Raw genomic sequence first — 19,154 nt, 5'->3', positions numbered from 1 at the left:
ACATCTGATATTTCAGATATCAAATGCTAGATCTGTCGTTTGGTATTATGCCCAGGTGGCTTCGACCTCAGGGATCGACATCTCCGGGACGGTCCGAGAGCGCGCCGCCCGGGAGCTTCGCGACCGCATTCTGACCGGCGTGCTGCCGGCCGGCTCCCGGGTCGATCTCGACGCCATCACCGAGGAATTCGCGACCAGCCGCACGCCGGTGCGCGAGGCGTTGCTGGAGCTGTCGTTCGAGGGCCTGGTTCAGGTCGCCCCGCGCAGCGGGGTGACGGTGGTCGGCATCAGCCCGGGCGACGTCCTGGACAGCTTCACGATTCTCGGCGTGCTGACCGGGCAGGCCGCGGCGTGGGCCGCCGAGCGGATCGAGCCCGCCGAACTCGCCACGCTCAGGGAACTCGCCGCCGACGTGGTCGCGCGATCCGGTGACGACTCCATCGGAGAGGCCAACTGGCATTTCCATCAGATGATCCATCGCGCGGCGCACTCCCCTCGCCTGCTGAACCAGATCAAGCAGGTCGCGCGCGTGGTGCCGAGCAACTTCCTCACGCTTTTCCCCGAGCACGAAAAGCATTCGCTCGACGAACATCAACAGCTCCTCGATGCGCTGGGCGACAAGGACGCCGAACGCGCCCGTGCGATCGCCGAACGGCACGTCTTGGATGCCGGCCGCTCGCTGGCCGACTGGCTCGAGCAGCGCCGCGACGTCTAGCCCGCCAGCGCGGGCAGCACCTTGTCGGTGAGCAATTGCACCGATTTCCACGCTTCGTCGACCGGCATGCCACCGACCAGGGGGTGCATGACGAGCGGCCCGTAGTTCTGCGCCTCGCGCACCTCCGAGATCAGCTGATCTGGAGTCAGGAAGCGGTATCGCCCCGATGCCCTGACCTGATCCAGGGTCTGCACACCCGGAAGGTGCATGAGCGAGCGTTGATCGGTGGACCATCCGCCGTAAGTGACTGCCTCCCACAGGATGTGGTCGCCCAGTTCCGCCCACGCCCGCTCGGGGTCCTCGTGCAGGTAGATCATTCCGCGGTTGATCGGTCCCGGCATGAGAATGAACGGCGCCATGCCGGCCTCGGCGCACAGCTCGCGGTAGTAGGCGGCGATCTCGGGCAGGTGATCGGCCAGGCTGAGCGGCAGCCGGAACCGGGCGGCGCGGCGCGCGGTGGCACGCGCGCCACCGCCGACGTACAGCGGTGGATGCGGCCGGGTCCACGTGCCAATGTCGGACCACACCGCCAGCATCCGCTCGAGCAGGCCGTCCATCAGCGCGCCACGTCGCGTGAAATCGGCTCCCAGCGCATCGTATTCGACCGTGCGGTATCCCAGGCCCACCGTGGTGTGCAGCCGGCCGCGGCTCATGTTGTCGACGAGCGCGATGTCTTCGGCAAGGCGGACGGGGTTCCACAGCGGGCCCAACGCGCAATCGACGCTGGCGATCAGTGTCGAGGTGCGGGCCAAGAACATCGCCGCGGCCATGATCGGGTTGCAGCTCCACCCGTGCCCGGTCGCGTGATGCTCGTCGACACTGATCGACGTGATGCCGTGCGACTCACCCCACTGCGCCAGTTCGAGCGCTGCGGACAGCAGTTCGCCCTGCACGCGCGGATCCCCCTGCGGCGAGGCGAAATTGAAGCGCAGGACCGTCAGCAACATGCTATGAGTTCCTCGCAATCTGGTTGCGCAGCCACGCGCTTTCCCAGAAGTTCGTGCTGCTTGCGAGAAGCTTTTCATGCGCCTGCCGGAGCACATCGCGAGCCCCCGAATGCTCGGCGGGCACGAGCTGGGCGAGGTGGATGGCGTGCAGTGCCCGATCGGCGGCCAGGTGCGCCCGGGCGCGATCCAGGAGCGCATCGGCGCCGGCCAACTCGACCACGTCGGCCGCGACGGCGTCGAATCCGACCGGGTACAGCTCGGTGGTCGACTCGTGGTGGAACCAGCCCGAGTAGTTCTCCCAGACGGCCCGCACGTCCCAGGCGACCTTCCCATAGCCCTGGCCCACTTCGTATTCCGCGGGCAACGTGATCTCGCGCATCAGGGTGCGGACATCCTTTCCGGCATTCATTCCGGCGACCGTCTGATCGTGGATGTACTGGATGGCGTTGCGCAGCCGGGTCAGCTCGGCGTTGATGCGCTCGGCCCCCGCGACGGGCGCGAAGTGACCCGTCACGAGCAGCTCGGGGTGCAGGTCGCGGACCCGTTCCACCGAGGCAATGGCCGTCAACGCGTCCCGGTAGCGGTCGCCCCGCATGGTGACGAGGTTGGGGATGTGCCCGAACAGGGGGCCGAAGGTGTTTCCGCACAGGCAGATTCGTTCGTCGGGGAGCCAGACCACCAGCGAGTCGGTGGTCTCCCCACCTTGCACCGAGATCAGTTCCATCCGCCGGCCGCCGAGCTCCAGCGTCAGCGTGTCCTCGAAGTCGAGGTCGACGACGGGCACGCTCTGGCCCGCCAGCTGCGCGGTCCCCAGGCGCCGTTGGATGGCTTGGATGCCGTCGGCCAGCGTGTCTTTGAACGCGAACGCGCTGCGGCTGGCGCGGTAGGGGATCAGTCGTTCGTTGTCGTCTCGCCACGCCGTCCAGTTCGCTTGCGCGACAACGGTCGTGTCGGGGTCGCGCACGCTGTCCAGGCCGCCGACATGGTCGACGTGGCCCTGGGTGAAGATGATGTAGCGCACCGGCGAGGAGTCCACGGCGTCGAAGTTGGCGCGATGCACCGGCCCCTCGAAACCCATGCCGGTGTTGACGATCACCCGGCCCTGCGCGGTGGTGAGCAGGTACGAGTTGGACAGCCCGGGCGAGCACCACAATCCCGGGGCGATCTCATCCGCCTTCTCCGCGGACGCCGGGCGCATCGCGTCGGCTCCGGGCCTGCCGCGATAGACGGGTTCGGTCATCGCTGCTGACTCCTTTATTCGGGTCGGACGTCGAACTTGTCGAAATAGAAGCCGAACCGGCCGCGGAGTTCGTCGGCGGAGACGCCGAAGTGCCGTTGCAGTTCGTAATGGATGCGGCCGTGCTTGCCTCGTGGATTGCCGTCCAGGTAGCGCTGGAAGCCGTCGCGCACTTGCTGCGGCAATTCGACACCGCCGCAGTGATACAGCCGCTCGAGCACCGGCATCTCGTTGCCACCCAGCTGATGAAAGTTGACGTCGATGCTGCGTTCGGTGTCCACCAGGTCGCGGTCACGCACGCATGCGCTCAGCAGACGATGCACGCGATCGCTCCAATATTCCAGCAGCCACTGCGGATCAATGCTGTTGCGGCGCAGCCGATCCGAGTAGGCCATCATCGTGATCGCCGATTGGATCACCGCGACCGGGTCGCGGTGCGTGAAAGCCACCGTCGCGTCGGGGAACGTCGCCATCAACGGGCCGAGCTGCTCGCAGTGCTGCGGACTCTTGAGGACCCAGGTGCGCGGACCCCGCAGAAAGGTGAGCGCCTGCAGCACCTTGCGCATGTAGGCATAGTGGCGGGTTTGGTCGAGGCTCAGGTAGTAGTCGCGCCAATCCGGCACCCGCGCATGCCATTCCAGGACATAGGAGGCCAGATCGAGGTCGAGGAGTTCCACCTCCTCCTCGATCGCCTCGGGGAAGCGGTCATGCATGGCGGCCACCACGGGCGCGCTGGCCATCAGCGCTTCGTGTTCTGCTTTGGCTCGCGCGTAACGGGGGTCCACGCCGAACACGTCGGGCCCCTGCCCACGAGCGGGGATGGGATCCTGGCTCTCCCAGTACGGCAGCGCGCGCCTGCGCGGGTCGGCGGCAATGAGATTCACCAGGTGCGTGGTGCCCGACCGCGGCATCCCGACCACGATGAAAGGCCTCTCGATCGGGATGGATTCGATCTCGGGGTACCGCGTGATCAGCTCGGTGAGCGACAACCGGTTACGCAGCAGGCGGACGATCCGCTGCCGCAGCGAACCGCGGGTGAGCTGGCGCAGGCCATCGTCGGCTTCGATCGCCGCGACGTGCGCGCGCAGCCGGTCAGCGAAGCCGTCGGCGTCGTCAAGATCGGCGGCTGCGGTCTTTAGGCCGGTCTGTTCGACGACCTCCGCGAGCATCCGGTCGACGTCGAGGTCGACGCGCTTGGCCTCGGTGAACTCCAGGATCTGGCGCTGGACGTCGGTCAGCCGGGGCGCGGTCAGGTCGTCGAAGTCGATGTCGTCAACCGCAGAACCCACCGCAACCCCTCTTCGACGCGTCAGGTGAGAAAGATGACACCGAGGCTAGACGCGGCGCTATTCCGTGGTTCACCCACCATCCCGGCCAGCGGTCACCCAGCTACAGGTTGGCCAGATCGTCGGGCACGTCGATCTTGTGCGCCTGCAGCGCCTCCAGGGGGACCACCTCGAGGGTGCTCTCGTGCGTGGATGCCAGCACCACCGGCGCCGCACACCCGTCGTGGTGAGCCCGCAGCCAATTCAGCGCGGTCACGCACCAGCGGTCGCCGGGCAGCAGGCCCGGGAACCGATACTCGGGAACCGGCGTCAACAGGTCGTTGCCAATGGAGCGCTGGTGCTCCAGGAACTCGGCGGTCATCACCGCGCAAATGGTGTGCCGTCCAAGGTCCTGAGGCCCGGTTGAGCAACAGCCGTCGCGGTAGAAACCGGTCAGCGGGTCTGTGCCGCACGGTTCCAGCGGACCGCCCAGCACATTTCGATCAGGCACCCGTCCAGTATTGCTCTCGCGGTGGTGAAGTTTGAAGCAATTTGCCGACTGCGCCCAAGGATTTTCCGCGCCGGCGCCTTGGAGCCCGATGTGGACGGCCGAACGGCGGGCGTGTTAACTCGAATCGATGTCGACGCCGCCCAACCCGCCCGGAAATCCCGCCGATGAACCACCGTGGGGATGGCAGCCGCCCGGTTACGGTCCGCAGCCGAATCCGCAGGGCCCGCCTCCGCCACCGCCGGGGTATCCGTCGCCGCAGGGTTACCCCGGGTACCCGGGCTATCCGGGCTATGGCGGGTACCCGGGCTACGTCGACCCGCAGGCGCCGTTCGGCCGTGATCCCGTTACCGGGCTGCCCCTGTCGGATAAGTCCGCCACCACCGCCGGCTTACTTCAGCTCTTCCTCGGCCTGTTCGGTGTCGGCCGCTTTTACATCGACTCGACTCAGATCGCCGTGGCCCAGCTGTGCGTGGGGCTGTTCGGAATTGTCTTCAGCCTGTTCTGTTTTCTGGGATTCCCGGTCCTGCTCGGCGGGATCATCTGGGCGATCGTCGACGCGATCCTGATCTTCACCGGCAGCGTCAAAGACAACCACGGCCGCAAGCTGCGCTAGGCCCTCCATATAAGAGGGCTATCGGGTTCGGTTGGCCTGCAACGGTTTTGGCGCACAGTCGGGGACATTTTAACCCGGCCGGCATGCACGACGGCCCGGGGCGCGCCGGAGTCGATGGTTACGGATTGGTCACGATGGCGGGTGGGTGCCGACTTTCGGCGACCCCGATTACGGTGCGGGAACAATTGTTATCTCAAGCTCTCGCGACGCGCTGAGCAAATCCCAGGGAAATCGCCCCGGAAACTTATCGTCACATCGTGGAACGACGAACGGCCCTGAAACTCCCTCTGCTGTTGGCGGCGGGCGCCGCAGTTACCCGGGTACCCAGGGCCTCCGCGGAGGAGGCGGGCCGGTGGTCCCCCGATCGCGCCAACCGGTGGTATCAGGCGCAGGGCTGGCTCGTCGGAGCAAACTACATTCCCGCGAGCGCCATCAACCAGTTCGAGATGTTTCAGGCCGATACCTTCGACCCGCGGCGCATCGACACCGAGCTCGGCTGGGCTCAGTTCTATGGCCACAACACCGCGCGGGTCTTCCTCCATGATCAGCTGTGGGCCGCCGACCAGCGCGGGTTCCAAACGCGCCTAGGGCAATTCGTCGACATCGCGGCCCGTCATCACATCAAACCGCTGTTTGTCTTCTTCGACTCCTGCTGGGATCCGCAACCCCGCGCGGGTCGACAGCGCGCGCCGCGCCCCGGTGTGCACAACTCGGGCTGGGCGCAGAGCCCGGGTGCCGAGCGCCTCGGCGACCCCCGCTACGTCCCGGTGATGCGCGACTACGTCACCGCGGTGATGACCCAATTCCGTAACGACAACCGGGTTTTGGGCTGGGACCTCTGGAATGAACCCGACAACCCGGCACGCCAATACCGCAACACCGAAAGAAGCGATAAGGAGCAACTCGTCGCCGACCTGCTCCCCCAGGTGTTTCGGTGGGCGCGCGCGGTGGATCCGAGCCAGCCGCTCACGAGTGGAGTGTGGCGGGGCGACTGGGGACAACCCCAGGGCCGCAGCGCAATCAGCGACATCCAGCTCGCCAACTCCGACGTGGTCACCTTCCATTCCTACGCTGAGCCCGCCGGGTTCGAGTCGCGCATCAACGAGCTGACGCCGATGGGCCGGCCGATCCTGTGCACGGAATACATGGCTCGGCCCCGGGGCAGCACCGTACAGAGCATCCTGCCCGTCGCCAAACGCCTCAACGTCGGCGCGATCAACTGGGGCCTGGTTGCCGGCAAGACCCAGACCTACTTCCCCTGGGAAACGTGGGATCACCCGGCCACGACGGTTCCGAAGGTGTGGTTCCACGACTTGATCCGGCCCGAGGGACGTCCGTTCCAAGACATCGAGGTTTTGACCGTCCGGAAGCTGGCCGGAAGCCAGGCCTGACAAGCAGAGGCGGGCCAACCGGCCCGCCTGGGCTTTGACCATTCAACGATCGCCGTCGCGCTGCCAGTAGTAGCGTTTATGCCAGCTCAGAAGGGGGCGGCGATGATCGTCGGTGTTGGCCATCTGCCCGCGACGCCATGACGCTGGCGAACCTGAGCGAAGCGGAACTGATCGCGTCGGCCGGCGGCGATCCGTGGGCGATCAATCAGAACTTGCAGGCGGGTAGCCCGTTACAGATTTCGCAGTTGGCGGAGGCCTTTCATGGCGCGGGTCGACACACCGCCGAAGCCGACCATGCATTCGAGCAAGCGCGAAAACGGTTCGCCGCCGCCTGGAACCATCAGGATGGTGGCCACCCCATCAACGATTCTGACGAAGTGCAGCGGGTGACCAAAATGCTCGGTGCGCAGTCCGAGCAGCTGCCGAAGATCGGTGCTGAATTGGAAACGATCGCCGCCGCGTTGGCCGACGCGCAGAAACAAGGAGCTCGAGAGATCGCCCTGCTGGACAGTGAGCTCCGAGGCCTCGACAGCCTCATGACCGCGATCAAGAAGGAATTGGCCTCCCATCTGCCCGAGTCGGAACGCCAGAAGCTGTTGAGACTGTACGACGACGCGCACGCCGATGCCGTGGACGACGTCCGCGATGCCGTCAAACAAATGACGTCAATTCGCAACGGGTACTCCGACACTCTCCGTAGAGCCATGGGTGCCCTGCATACCGACGGTTACGACCCACCGAAAGCTGTAGACGAGTGGATCGAAAGCCCGCTGAAACCGGGTGAGGTGAGAGACCTCGGGCCGATCGCCGGTACCGGCGGCATTCCCGGCATCCCGGGTATCGGGGCGGCGGACTTAGGAGAAGTGGTCGAGATCCCCGGACAGCCGGGAAAATATCTCGCGATTTTTGGGGATTCGTTCTCCGGCAACAAAGTCGGTGAGGACGAACACTATCGATCTGTGGCCGTACCGGTGACCTTCGACGCCGACGGACGTCCGCATTTTGGTGCGCCACTAACGGGCCCCGAGAATAGTGGCCGCGAGCTCTTCACAATGCCGTCGGAGGCGGTCAAGGCCGGAATCAGCGACACGTTGCCAGCCGGAACGGTCACCCTGGGCGACAAAACGTACATGATGGTGACCGGCACGACGGGGAACCTTAAGCCGGCGGCTTCGTGGCTGGTCGAAGTCAACGGTGACCCGGGCAAAGGGTGGACAATGGTGCCAGGCTCGTATCGCGCCGCGGGAGAGGCGCCCACCCAGATCAGCGGCTATAAGGGCTCGGACGGCAAAGTCTACATCGCCGCTGATTCCTTCGACCGCAGCCGAGGCATCACCATGTACCGCGCGGATCCTGACAAAGTGTTCAATCGCGGCAGTTGGCAGCCCTGGAACGGAACCGGCTGGGGCCAAGCCGGCGGAGTCGCCACCGCTCCGATAAGCCGCACACCCTTCGGCGAACTCAGTTTCAGGGAGGTCGACGGCAAGGCGGTGCTGTCGGGTTTCAATCAGGGCACTGGAAATGTCGAAGTTCGGGTGGTGGATGAACCCACTAAAGTGTTGAGCGTCGGGCCGACAGTTGTTGCACAGCAGAGCAATCCGCAGGGGCCAAACTTTGTACCCCAGAACTACGGTGGGTATATCCTGCCTGGATCCACGCTGGATAAGCTGAATCTGTTCGTAAGTCAATGGAACACAACGACCAACACCCCGTACAACACTCGGCAATTCCAGGTAAACGCAAACCGCTAATCTACCCGCCGATAGGACCAGAAATGATCAGTAGGACGCTCGCTGTCGCTGCCGGGGTTCTCACCGCGTTTATGACTAGTTGCAACGCTCGCGCCGACGCGCCTGCATTTCCGGACATCAGCGGGTATTCACCCGTGACGGTTGCGGACTACACGATTGGGCTTCCCAACACGGGGCGTGCACCGCTCAACATGGTCTATTTCCTTACCCCGGATGGAATCACGTGCGATTTCTTCTCCGGGGAAGCACAATGCACAGGCAATAATTTTCCCGCGGTCCCGCCAGCCAGCGGGGCCGGCACGGTGAACGCGATTGGGACCGCCTCTGGACTGGCTCAATCCGGCGACCCGATCGCGCCTAACGGCCAGGTCTATGGCCATCCACTCAAGACGTTGCCCCCACTGCATTCCATCACCGTCGACGGCATCATTTGCGGGGTCGATAACTCAGGCACGACCGCATGCAAAGACCCCCAAGGCCGTGGCTTCGTCCTGTCGCCACATGGTTCTGGTTGGCTGCCTCACGTGTGACTGTCAATCAGGCGGTAGGCGACCGCTTCAGCGTCCGACCATGATTCGGAGGAGGTTTCGAATGCCTACCGTCGCACGCCTGACTACTCGATCGTTTGCCTTAATCTTCGTCTTGGTGTCCGTGTCCTGTACGTCGCCGTCGCAACACGCCGTCGCACAGCCGCCCGGCTTCCCTAAGCTCGACGAGTTCACCCCGGTATCAATCGATAACTACATCGAAATTCCGCCGAAAGGATTGCGGTACGCCTACTTTTCGACCCCTTACAACATCCAATGTTGGTTTGAGGCCGGCGAGCCCGTACCGGTGTGGCAATCGCAAGACATCAATTGCCTAGGGGACATGCCGGACGCGAATCCCTGCATGGTCGGCAAAGCAACGGGCGTACGATCAGCACCCACATATGCGATCAGCATGACAGGTAACAAATGTGGTGTGCCGTATACCCACGGGACATTGTTAAACATCGGACAGAAGGTGAACTTCCGCGACGCGACGTGCGTAGTGGGTCCTGACCGCCTCGTCGCCTGCCTGGACACCAGCAGCGGCGAGCACGGATTTGTGCTCAAACCCTCTGGCAGCGTGGCTTTTTAGGGCACAACTAAACCGGTTTGCCCACGGCGGCGATCCGAAACCGCTTGACCCAAAAGGGTTTACGAAGCCGCGAAGTCGCCGACGACGGTCATTTTGTTGCCGTCCCGTGCGGTGGCGAAGCCGCCTGCGTTGAATGCGCAATTCAGGATGATCGCCCGGTGCGGGGGACTTTGCATCCACATGTCCAGGGCCTCACGGGGATTCGCGGCGGATCCGGTGCCCCAGAAGACGATTTCACCCGTGGAGCGGCTCCGATAGCCCGCCTGCGCGATCCGTGCCTGCGGCGACGAGCCGTCCGAGCCGATGTGTCCGCTGACCCCGCTGCGCAGCATGTCGTCGGCATGCCGCTGGGCGGCTTCCGTCAGACGCGGGTCGTCGGTGATCGGTCCGCATCCCTGGCGAAGCTGGTTGACGCCGCTGTACACCGCGCTCCCCGCATCGTCGGCGTGCGCAACGAACCCGTCTGCACCGGAAACAGTAATGAAGGCAGTGCAGATCGAGAAGATTGCGTAGAACGCAACTTTCCTCGTCATGTTTGCCTCGTACCGCATACTGGCTTTATCTGTTTCAGATAACAAAATGTTACCCACTTGCAACCATCGGCGGTCGCGAATAACAGATCCGTTCGGCAGCCGCCGACGGCGAGGCTAAGCCAAAGGTCCTGCTAGTGGCCGGTGTTGTGGGCCAGATCGATGGCGTACTGATTCACGAAGTGGCCCGCCGGCGGATCACCCTTGCCGCACGTCCCGTCGGATTCGCCGGGACGTTTGATCCACAGGTAGGCGTCGGCGTGCGCACCCGCGGTCGAGGCGGTGGGCGGGGTGCCCAACGCTCGGCCGCTGGGATTGCACCAGTTGAGCTCGGAATCAGGCGCCGGTCCGGCACCGTTGCGCGACGTGTCGATCACGTAGTGCGAACCGTTGGTGAGTCCCGAAATCGCTTCGCCGTAACCGATTTCGTCCTCGGTGGTGAAGAAGTTCGCGGTGTTGACGCTGAAGCCCCGCGCGTGACCGACGCCGGCCTGATTCAGCCTGGCGGCCATGTCCTCGGCACTGTGCCAACGCAGGTGACCCGCATCGATGTACACGGCCGCGTTCGGATCCTTCGTCAGCGTGTCGACGGCGTAATGAACCAGATCGAACCGTTCTTGGCGCTGATCACCCGAGAGGCAGTCGGCCATGGCGAGCGCATCGGGCTCGACGATGATCGCCACCCGCGAGGTGCCCACGCCGCCGGCGATCCCATCGATCCAGCTCCGGTAGTCGGCGCCCGACCCCATGCCGCCCGCGGCGAAGCTGCCGCAGTCGCGATGGGGGATTCCGTAGATCGCCAGCACCGGGATGGCGCCGGCGGCGGCCGCGTCGCCGACGTACTTCCCGACCGTTGCTGCGGAACCGCCCGGGACGATCCAGTACGCCTGCGGCGTATTGGCGATCGCGGTCAACTCGGCACTCGGCGGATCGGCGCTCTGGGCGGCGCGCATGGCCGCCGACGTGGGGTTGACGTAGAACGGCGCCCCGTCCAGTGGGTTGCCATCGGAGGCCAAACGCACCGTCGGGGCGGGACGGACCGGCACCGGGTCGCAGACAAGGCCGATGCCGGCGACGGCGGTGATCGTCAGGAACGGGGTGATCCATCGTGCGACTGCACGAGCAGCTGAGAACGTCACCTCAGGAAAATTAGTGGGTCGAACCATCGAGCGCCAACGAGGGTGGCGACCGGTCGGCGCGCGCACGATCGGTGCATCGTGAGAGCACGATCTACCTGCGACGGGGCGCCGGTAGTTTGTGGCGGTGGCGGAGGGATTTGAACCCTCGGACGGTTTTAGCCGTCACACGCTTTCGAGGCGTGCTCCTTAGGCCGCTCGGACACGCCACCGCCGAGCAGCTTACCGAACGGCATGCCTCTCACCCCAATCGCTGGCGGGCGAAGAACGCCTCCAGCGGCGCCGCGCACTCCTGTGCCAGGACACCGCCGCGCACTTCCGGCCGGTGATTGAGCCGCCGGTCGCGGACCACGTCCCACAGCGATCCGACCGCGCCCGTCTTGGGTTCCCAGGCGCCGAACACCAGCCGCCCGATGCGCGACAGCACCAGCGCACCCGCGCACATGGTGCACGGTTCGACAGTCACGGCCAACGTGGCGCCCTCGAGCCGCCACCCGTCGCCGAGCACCTCGGCGGCCGCGCGCAGCGCGAGGATCTCGGCGTGGGCGGTCGGGTCGCCCAGGGCCTCGCGGGCATTCACGGCGCGGGCCAACTCGGTGCCGTCGGCGCTGATCACGACCGCGCCGATGGGCACATCGCGGGGACCCGCCGTCGCGGCGACCGACAGCGCGGAACGGATCAGCTGTTCGTCAGGAATCACCGACCGATCCTGATGGCGGCGACCCGCTGCGCCCGGCTCCATCAGTGGTGGCGACCCGCTGCGCCCGGCTCCGCCGCGCTTGCGATCACCGACCGAGGCGGTCGATCACCGCCGACAGCTGATCGGCGAAGCCCATCTCGCGGGCGATGCGGCCCAGCTGCTCGTCGGCATACAGGTCGGTCTCGTCGAGGATGACCCCCAAGACCGCCTCGGGCAGCCCGATGTCGGACAGCAGCCCCAGGTCGCCCTCTTCGAAGGGATCGGAATCCTCGAGGTCGTCGGGATCGATGTCGGCGTCGAGCTTGTCGAGCACTTCCGCGGCGATGTCGTAGTCCAACGCTGCGGTGGCGTCCGAGAGCAGCAGCCGCGTCCCCGACGGCGCGGGCCGCACGATGACGAAGAATTCGTCATCGACGTCGAGCAGGCCGAAGACAGCCCCGGCGCTGCGCAGTTCACGCAGCTCCGTCTCGGCGGCCGCCAGGCTCGTAAGCGACTTGCGGGCCATTGGAGCACAGCGCCACTGTCCCTCTTCACGCACGACCGCGACGCCGAAGCCGTCCGGCACATCTGCGGACAGGCCCTGGGCGGAGGCCCGTTGTTGTGCTCCCATGGCCGCTTACGGTAGTCCCTGACCAGGCCCCTGACCAGATGGAGCCTGGTAGCGGCGACATCTGACAGCGACCTATCCGAACGGATGTGCCAACCTTGGAATGTGGCAAGCCCTCCTTCTAAGACACCGGTGTGTGTGCTCGGGCTGGGGCTGATCGGTGGCTCGATCATGCGGGCCGCCACGGCGGCGGGCCGTGAAGTCTTCGGCTACAACCGCTCCGTGGAGGGCGCGCAGGCCGCGGCCGCCGACGGCTTTGACGCCTCCACGGAGCTCACCGAGACCCTGACCCGCGCCGCCGGCTCCGGCGCGTTGATCGTGCTCGCGGTACCGATGCCGGCGATGGCGGGCATGCTCGCGCACATCAAGGACACGGCCCCGGCGTGCCCGTTGACCGACGTCACCAGCGTCAAAAAGGCGGTGCTCGACGAGGTCGTCGCGGCGGGTCTGCAGGAACGCTTCGTCGGGGGCCACCCCATGGCGGGCACCGCGCATTCGGGTTGGACCGCCGGCTACGCCGGGTTGTTCGCCGGGGCGCCGTGGGTGGTCAGCGTCGACGATCATGTCGACCCGACGGTCTGGTCGATGGTGATGACGTTGGCGCTGGACTGCGGCGCGGTGGTGGTGCCCGCCAGATCCGATGAACACGACGCCGCCGCGGCCGCCATCTCGCATCTTCCCCACCTGCTCGCCGAGGCGCTGGCGGTCGTCGCCGGGGACGTCCCGTTGGCGTTCGCGCTGGCCGCCGGGTCATTCCGAGACGGGACCCGGGTGGCGGCCAGCGCCCCGGATCTGGTGCGGGCGATGTGCGAGGGCAACTGCGACCAGCTGGTGCCCACGGTCGACCGCGTCATCGAACTGCTGAGTCGCGCCCGCGATTCGCTGGCCCACCACAACTCGGTCGCCGACCTCGTCGAAGCGGGCCACGCCGCGCGAACGCGTTACGACAGCTTCCCGCGCAGCGACATCTTCCACGTCGTCGTCGGCGCGGAGAACTGGCGCCAGGAATTGGCCGCCGCGGGCCGCGCGGGCGGGGTGATCAGATCCGCTCTGCCAAGCCTGGATAGTCGACGATGAATCCTTCGTCGTCGACGCTCACCGTGGTGTCGGCGATCGGCGTGTGCACCTTGATCTCGCCGCGACTGCCCGCGCTGCTGTAGCTCACCGTGTCCGCGATGATGGACATCTCCGGCACGTTGACGTAGACGACGGGCAGCGTGACCGACGCCGCCTGCTCGTGCAGGCCGAGCCGCCGGATCGGCAGCGCGTTGAAGAAGGGGCTGAACTCCACGTCCACGTCCAGGGCGCCGTTGTAGGCCGCGCGGTGCTCGCCCTGATGGTCGGTGACCAACCACATGTTCTCTTCGTCGCGCGCGAAGGAGAAGACGCGTTCGCGCTCGGCCAGGGTGACGGTCATCCCGAGCCGCTTGGTGGCGCCGGTTTCATCGGTCAACAGGTCGTAGTAGGCGCCGAACGCCGGATTGGCCTCGGTGGCGGCCGCGACGATGCGGCCGTTGGCCTTGATTCTCTTGCCGGACACCTGGAGTCGTACCGATTCCATCCGGGAGACGTCCTGTGCGCGCCAGGTGAGCATCGCCTGCCACACGCGGCGAGACGGGTCGGAGGGGGCTGCGTTCACTCATCTACCGTAAGACGTCCCCGCGAACCGCTGCGGAAGTGTCCGGTAAGTGCGTCGCAGGCGCCCGGTGCCCGGCACCGACGCCCACACCAGCAACGCCAGCAGTCCGTCGAGCACCAGCGCCAATGCGGCCACCATCAGCGCCCCGACCAGGGCCAGGTGAAACTCGCGTTCCTTGATCCCATCGATCAGGTACCGCCCCAAACCGCCGAGGCTGGCATACGCGGCCACCGTTGCGGTGGCGACCACCTGCAGCGTCGCGTTGCGCAGCCCACCGAGCATCAACGGCAGCGCATTGGGCACCTCGACGCGCAGCAGCACCTGGGCCTCGGTCATGCCCATCGCCCGGGCGGCGTCGACGACCGTCGGGTCGACATTGGCGATCCCCGCGTACGTGCCGGCCAGCAGCGCGGGCACACCCAGCAGCATCAGGGCCACCAGCGACGGTCCCAGGCCCAACCCGAACAGCAACGTCCCGAACAGCAGCACGCCCAGCGTCGGCAGGGAGCGCAGCCCGTTGACGGCGCCCACCACGAACAGGGTGCCGCGGCCGGTGTGCCCGATGACGAGCCCGACGGGAACGGCGATCAGCGCCGAGGCGCCCACCGCGATGGCGGTGTATTCGAGGTGCTCGAGGATGCGGGCCGCGAGTCCGACCGGCCCGGTCCAGTTGTCGACGGTCAACACATACGACATAGCCCGATCGACGAAGTTCATCGCGCGCCACCCACGACGGGCGCGACGACCGAGCGGCGGCCGGCGGTATCTACGGCGCGGACCCAGGGTGTGGCCAGCCGGCCGGCGCACACGATGAGCACATCGATGACGACCGCCAGCGCGAACAGCGCGATGATGCCGGCCAGGATCTGATCGCTCTTGTCGGTTTGATACCCCTGCGTGAACCAGCTGCCCAGCCCGCCGATCCCGATGACCGAGCCGACCGAGACCATCGCGATGTTGGTCACCACCACTACCCGCAGGCCGGCGATGAGGACCGGAACCGCAAGCGGGAGATCGACTTTCACGATCCGCGTGATGGGCGGGTAGCCGACCGCGACGGCGGCGTCGCGGGTCTGGGCGGGGACCGCGTCCAGCGCCTCGAGCACCGCGCGCACCAGCAGCGCGGCGGTGTAGGCGGTCAGCGCGACGATCACGTTCGCCTCGTCGAGGATGCGCGTTCCGATGATCATCGGCAACACCACGAACAGCGCCAGCGACGGGATGGTGAACACGACGCTGGCGGCCGCGGTCGTGAGCGTGCGGGCGATCCGCGTGCGCTGCACGGCCAGGCCCAGCGGCAGCGCGATCGCCAACCCGATCACCACGGGCACCAACGACAGCCGCAGGTGCACGATCGTCAGCCACCAGGCGTCGTCGAGATGGGTGAGCAGATAGTGCATTATCGGCTCCCCCGTTGGGATTCCACCGCGGCCAGTACGTCGGCGGCCAGCACCCCGCCGATCACCTTGCCGCCGTCGTCGACGGCGATGCCGACCCCCGACGGCGACGACAACGCGGCGTCGAGCGCCTGGCTCAGGTTGCCCCGCGGCCGAAACAGCGATCCCGCCCCGCTCATGCAGTCCGACAACGGTGCGCCGTCGCGGTGTCGCCGCGCGCCTTCGGCGTCGATCCAGCCCAGCGGCGCTCCCCCGCCGTCGACCACCACCGCCCAGTCGTCGGAAAGCCCCGTCCCGGAAAGCGTCTCGGGCGTGATCCGCGCGACGTCGTGCAGCGGCAGTCCGGCCGCGTCGAGGCGTTGCAGCCAGCGATAGCCGCGGCCCAGACCGATGAATCTCGACACGAAGTCGTTCGCGGGTCGCGACAGCAGCCGAGCCGGTTCGTCGTACTGCTGTAACGATCCGCCCTTGAATACCGCCACCCGTTCGCCGAGCCGCAGCGCCTCGTCGATGTCGTGCGTGACGAAAACGATCGTCTTGTGCAGATCGCTTTGCAGGCGCAGTATTTCGTTCTGCAGCTCGTGACGGACCACCGGGTCGACGGCGGAGAACGGCTCGTCCATGAGCAGGATCGGCGGGTCGGCGGCCAGGGCGCGGGCCACGCCCACCCGTTGCTGTTCACCACCCGAGAGCTGCGCGGGATAGCGGCGGGCGAGCTTGACGTCCAGCCCGACCCGCTCGAGCACCTCGTAGCCGGCTTTGCGGGCGGCGCGGCGGGACTGCCCCCGCAACACCGGAACCGTTGCCACGTTGTCGATCACCCGCTGGTGGGGCATCAGGCCCGCGTGCTGGATGACGTAGCCGATCCCGAGGCGCAGTTTCACCGGGTCTCGGGTGGCGACGTCGACGCCGTCGATCGCGATGGTGCCCGACGTCGGTTCGATCATCCGGTTGATCATGCGCAGGGCCGTGGTCTTGCCGCTGCCGGAGGACCCGACGAACACGGTCAGCTTTCCACTGGGCACGTCCAGGTTGAGGCGGTCCACCGCGGCGGTCCCGTCGCCGAAGACCTTGCTGACCTCATCGAAGGTGATCACGTCATCCGCCGATCGGGTGGTTGAAGCCGTTGTCCCGTATCCAGTTTCGGGCCGCCTCGTCGGGATCGATACCCGAGTTTCCCGACACCGCAGCGTTGAGCCCGGCAACCCCGGAGGTCGTCAGCTTCGCCGACACCGCGTCCAGTACATCTTTGAGCAGGCCGGAGTTCTTTTGCGAATTGACCAGCGGCACAATGTTTCCCGCCAAGAAATTGTGCTCCGGGTCGTCGAGCACCACCAGGTGGCCCTGCGGTATGGCCGGTGAGGTGGTGAAAACGTTGGCGGCGTTCACCCTTCCGTCGAGCAAGGCGCGTACGGTGACCGCGCCGCCGCCGTCGTCGATGGCGACGAAGTTTCCCGGCCGAATGTCGAGCCCGTATTTCTGTCGCAGGCCGGGCAGCCCGGCCGGCCTGGTCGCGAACGCCGACGGCGCCCCGAATCGCACCTCGGCCGAATGCGCGGCCAAGTCGGCGATGGTCTTCAGGTTCCACGCGTTCGCCGTTTGACTGGTCACGGTGACGGTGTCGGTGTCGGTCGCGGGCGCGGGCGTCAGGATCGACAAATCGCCCGGGAGGCGGCGGCGGAGCTCCAGCTCGACGACATCGAGAGTGGTCGCCTCCGAGTCCGGTGCGAAATACAGCAGCAGATTTCCGATGTATTCGGGCACCAGATCGATGGAATGGTCCTTGAGCGCAGGGATATACGTCTCCCGGCTGCCGATCCCCATCCGCCTTCCGATGTCAAACCCGTTGGCTTGCAGGGCTTGTGCGTAGATCTCGGCAATGATCTGTGATTCCGGAAAGTCCCCGGAACCGACAACGATGGACGAGGGGCTTTTGACCTGCGCCCCCAGCGGGTCGGAATTGCTGCAGGCCGCTACAACGCACATCGCCGTCAGCAGCGCTGCCGCGCGCACGATCACGCCGTGCGGGCGCGGCGCTAGCGTCATACCGCCGACCCTAACGCCCCAACCGGGCGCACGCTGGCCTGCGAGGATCGGTTGCCCGAATCGGTTTCATTCTGGCCCGGATCGGGCAAAGATGACATTATGAGCAGCCCCAACCCTGCGTCGCCCGGACAGCCGTCCCCCAAGCCCACCCACGGGGACAAGACCGGCGCATCCACCAAGGAACCCGCTATCGGATTCACTCGCGCCGGTGCGCTGTGGTCGTCGCTGTTCGCCGGCTTCGTGATCCTGATTCTGTTGCTGATTTTCATCACCCAGAACACGGCGCCGACGGACTTTCGGTTCTTGGGCTGGCACTGGACCCTGCCCCTGGGTGTGGCGATCTTGCTGGCCGCCGTCGTCGGCGGTCTGATCACGGTGGCGGTCGGCACCGCTCGGATCTTGCAGCTGCGCCGCGTGGCGAAAAAGCACCACACGGCCCCACCGCGCTAGCCGGGCAGCTTGGCCAGTTCGGCCAGGCCGCGGGAGATCAGCGGCGCCACCACCTCGGGCGTGTGCTCGGCGGCGTCGCCCGCGCCGCGAGCCTGATCCGACATCCGGCGCCGGAAGTCGATGCCGGCGGCGATGATCGCGAGTTTGAAATACGCCAGCGCCATGTAGAACTCCCAGTGCGCCAGCGGTAAACCGGCCACCAGCGAATAGCGGTCGGCCAGCTCGTCGACCGTCGGCAGCAGCGGTGAGGTCCACGCGGCCTGCGCATTGACGATCAGGTCCAGCGCGGGGTCGCGGTACACGCACATCAGGGCCGCGTCGGACAGCGGATCCCCCAGTGTCGAGAGCTCCCAGTCCACCACGGCCCGAACCTTTGTCGGGTCGTCGGCATCCAGGATCGTGTTGTCGATCCGGTAGTCGCCGTGCACGATCGACGTGCGGCTCTGCTGCGGAATCGCCTCGCCCAGACCGGAATGCAGCCGCTGAACATCGGAGTCGCGACGGTCCTCGGGCAGCCGCACCAGATCCCATTGCGAGCCCCACCGCCGCACCTGTCGCTCAAGATACCCGCTGGGCTTGCCGAAGTCGGCCAGGCCGACGGCGTTGGGATCGACATTGTGGAGGTCGACGAGCACCCGGATCAGCGAGTCCACGCAGCCGCCGATGACGGTGTGGCTGAACGACTCGAGTTGGGCGCGGCGGCGCACCACCTGGCCGGCAACGAATTCGACGATCTGGAACGGGGCGCCCAGCACCGAATCGTCTTCGCACAGCCCGATCGTGCGCGCCACCGGAACCGGCGTGTCCTGCAGCGCAGCGACTACCCGGTACTCGCGGGCCATGTCGTGGGCCGACGGCGTCAACCCGTGCAGCGGCGGTCGGCGCACCAGCCAGCTGGTCGCGTCGTCGTAGACGCGGAACGTCAGGTTGGAGCGGCCACCGGAAATGAACTCCGCCCGTAACTCCCCGTCGCGCCCGATCCCGAGTGAACGCAGGTAGGAATCCAGCGAGGCCAGGTCAAGCCCCTCGAGTTGGTCAGCTGAAGTCACCGAACTTGTCTACCATCGCCGGCCACGACCCGGTTCACCACCTGCGAT

At 66.3% G+C, this 19,154-nt stretch carries 21 protein-coding genes and 1 tRNA gene; 7 read left to right on the top strand and 15 right to left on the bottom strand.

What is annotated here, in order from left to right; translation table 11 throughout:
- Positions 1-55 precede the first annotated feature (55 nt).
- Entirely contained in the window at positions 56-715 is a 660-nt protein-coding gene (locus W7S_RS01450) for a GntR family transcriptional regulator (RefSeq protein WP_008263165.1), read from the top strand.
- Here W7S_RS01450 and W7S_RS01445 read toward each other — a convergent pair.
- The 4 genes from W7S_RS01445 to W7S_RS01430 all read right to left on the bottom strand — a co-directional run bounded on the left by W7S_RS01445 (position 712) and on the right by W7S_RS01430 (position 4,675).
- Entirely contained in the window at positions 712-1,662 is a 951-nt protein-coding gene (locus tag W7S_RS01445; protein WP_008263164.1) for an LLM class flavin-dependent oxidoreductase, read from the bottom strand. The two genes, W7S_RS01450 and W7S_RS01445, sit on opposite strands and share 4 nt — an antisense overlap.
- A gap of 1 nt (position 1,663) precedes the next feature.
- Positions 1,664-2,902: an MBL fold metallo-hydrolase gene (locus tag W7S_RS01440; protein ID WP_008263162.1), complete on the bottom strand. Its 1,239-nt coding sequence runs from the start codon at positions 2,900-2,902 to the stop codon at positions 1,664-1,666.
- A gap of 14 nt (positions 2,903-2,916) precedes the next feature.
- Positions 2,917-4,188 (bottom strand): sulfotransferase, encoded by a 1,272-nt coding sequence (locus W7S_RS01435; protein ID WP_008263160.1) that lies wholly within the window; start codon positions 4,186-4,188, stop codon positions 2,917-2,919.
- Positions 4,189-4,288: 100 nt separating this feature from the next.
- Complete coding sequence (locus tag W7S_RS01430; RefSeq protein ID WP_008263157.1) at positions 4,289-4,675, bottom strand: DUF2237 family protein; 387 nt, start codon at positions 4,673-4,675, stop codon at positions 4,289-4,291.
- 127 nt (positions 4,676-4,802) lie between these two features.
- On the opposite strand from W7S_RS01430, the gene W7S_RS01425 reads away from it, so the two are divergent.
- The 4 genes from W7S_RS01425 (at position 4,803) to W7S_RS25760 (ending at position 9,552) form a co-directional block, all read left to right on the top strand.
- Positions 4,803-5,288 (top strand): NINE protein, encoded by a 486-nt coding sequence (locus tag W7S_RS01425; protein ID WP_008263155.1) that lies wholly within the window; start codon positions 4,803-4,805, stop codon positions 5,286-5,288.
- A 257-nt stretch (positions 5,289-5,545) separates the two neighbouring features.
- Positions 5,546-6,679 (top strand): cellulase family glycosylhydrolase, encoded by a 1,134-nt coding sequence (locus W7S_RS01420; RefSeq protein WP_008263154.1) that lies wholly within the window; start codon positions 5,546-5,548, stop codon positions 6,677-6,679.
- A 137-nt stretch (positions 6,680-6,816) separates the two neighbouring features.
- Positions 6,817-8,430 (top strand): DUF4185 domain-containing protein, encoded by a 1,614-nt coding sequence (locus W7S_RS01415; RefSeq protein WP_008263153.1) that lies wholly within the window; start codon positions 6,817-6,819, stop codon positions 8,428-8,430.
- A 591-nt stretch (positions 8,431-9,021) separates the two neighbouring features.
- Positions 9,022-9,552, top strand: coding sequence for a hypothetical protein (locus W7S_RS25760; RefSeq protein ID WP_225330913.1), 531 nt, complete (start codon positions 9,022-9,024; stop codon positions 9,550-9,552).
- A gap of 59 nt (positions 9,553-9,611) precedes the next feature.
- On the opposite strand, the gene W7S_RS01410 is transcribed toward W7S_RS25760, so the two are convergent.
- The 5 genes from W7S_RS01410 to W7S_RS01390 form a co-directional block, all read right to left on the bottom strand.
- Positions 9,612-10,085 (bottom strand): CAP domain-containing protein, encoded by a 474-nt coding sequence (locus tag W7S_RS01410; protein ID WP_026071064.1) that lies wholly within the window; start codon positions 10,083-10,085, stop codon positions 9,612-9,614.
- 131 nt (positions 10,086-10,216) lie between these two features.
- Positions 10,217-11,221, bottom strand: a complete 1,005-nt coding sequence (locus tag W7S_RS01405; RefSeq protein WP_014378884.1) for a glycoside hydrolase family 6 protein — start codon at positions 11,219-11,221, stop codon at positions 10,217-10,219.
- A gap of 119 nt (positions 11,222-11,340) precedes the next feature.
- A tRNA-Ser gene (locus tag W7S_RS01400) sits at positions 11,341-11,430 on the bottom strand.
- Positions 11,431-11,459: 29 nt separating this feature from the next.
- A complete protein-coding gene (locus W7S_RS01395; RefSeq protein ID WP_008263147.1) occupies positions 11,460-11,918 on the bottom strand; it encodes a nucleoside deaminase in 459 nt (152 codons plus the stop codon).
- Positions 11,919-12,003: 85 nt separating this feature from the next.
- Positions 12,004-12,528, bottom strand: coding sequence for a tRNA adenosine deaminase-associated protein (locus W7S_RS01390; protein WP_026071065.1), 525 nt, complete (start codon positions 12,526-12,528; stop codon positions 12,004-12,006).
- Between the two features lie 129 nt (positions 12,529-12,657).
- Here W7S_RS01390 and W7S_RS01385 point away from each other — a divergent pair, with 129 nt between their 5' ends.
- On the top strand, positions 12,658-13,602 hold the full coding sequence (locus W7S_RS01385) for a prephenate dehydrogenase (RefSeq protein WP_008263141.1): 945 nt from the start codon (positions 12,658-12,660) through the stop codon (positions 13,600-13,602).
- Here W7S_RS01385 and W7S_RS01380 read toward each other — a convergent pair.
- From W7S_RS01380 to W7S_RS01360, 5 genes are read right to left on the bottom strand one after another with little or no spacing between them, the layout of a single operon-like run.
- Positions 13,565-14,164: a putative glycolipid-binding domain-containing protein gene (locus tag W7S_RS01380; RefSeq protein ID WP_008263137.1), complete on the bottom strand. Its 600-nt coding sequence runs from the start codon at positions 14,162-14,164 to the stop codon at positions 13,565-13,567. The two genes, W7S_RS01385 and W7S_RS01380, sit on opposite strands and share 38 nt — an antisense overlap.
- Positions 14,165-14,881: an ABC transporter permease gene (locus W7S_RS01375; RefSeq protein WP_008263135.1), complete on the bottom strand. Its 717-nt coding sequence runs from the start codon at positions 14,879-14,881 to the stop codon at positions 14,165-14,167. It lies immediately after the preceding gene.
- Positions 14,878-15,564 (bottom strand): ABC transporter permease, encoded by a 687-nt coding sequence (locus tag W7S_RS01370; protein WP_008263134.1) that lies wholly within the window; start codon positions 15,562-15,564, stop codon positions 14,878-14,880. Before W7S_RS01370 ends, W7S_RS01375 begins: the two co-directional genes overlap by 4 nt.
- Positions 15,564-16,658 carry an ABC transporter ATP-binding protein gene (locus W7S_RS01365; protein WP_008263133.1) on the bottom strand — a complete coding sequence of 365 codons (1,095 nt, stop codon included), beginning with the start codon at positions 16,656-16,658 and terminating at the stop codon, positions 15,564-15,566. Before W7S_RS01365 ends, W7S_RS01370 begins: the two co-directional genes overlap by 1 nt.
- 1 nt (position 16,659) lies before the next feature.
- Positions 16,660-17,607, bottom strand: coding sequence for an ABC transporter substrate-binding protein (locus W7S_RS01360; RefSeq protein WP_008263132.1), 948 nt, complete (start codon positions 17,605-17,607; stop codon positions 16,660-16,662).
- Positions 17,608-17,706: 99 nt separating this feature from the next.
- Here W7S_RS01360 and W7S_RS01355 point away from each other — a divergent pair, with 99 nt between their 5' ends.
- Complete coding sequence (locus W7S_RS01355; protein WP_008263131.1) at positions 17,707-18,057, top strand: lipopolysaccharide assembly LapA domain-containing protein; 351 nt, start codon at positions 17,707-17,709, stop codon at positions 18,055-18,057.
- Here W7S_RS01355 and W7S_RS01350 read toward each other — a convergent pair.
- On the bottom strand, positions 18,054-19,106 hold the full coding sequence (locus W7S_RS01350; RefSeq protein WP_008263129.1) for a phosphotransferase family protein: 1,053 nt from the start codon (positions 19,104-19,106) through the stop codon (positions 18,054-18,056). The genes W7S_RS01355 and W7S_RS01350 overlap by 4 nt on opposite strands.
- Between the last annotated feature and the right edge of the window lie 48 nt (positions 19,107-19,154).

Source organism: Mycobacterium sp. MOTT36Y, from assembly GCF_000262165.1.
Classification (GTDB): Bacteria; Actinomycetota; Actinomycetes; order Mycobacteriales; family Mycobacteriaceae; genus Mycobacterium; species Mycobacterium intracellulare.
This window is presented reverse-complemented; position numbering and strand designations above follow the sequence as displayed.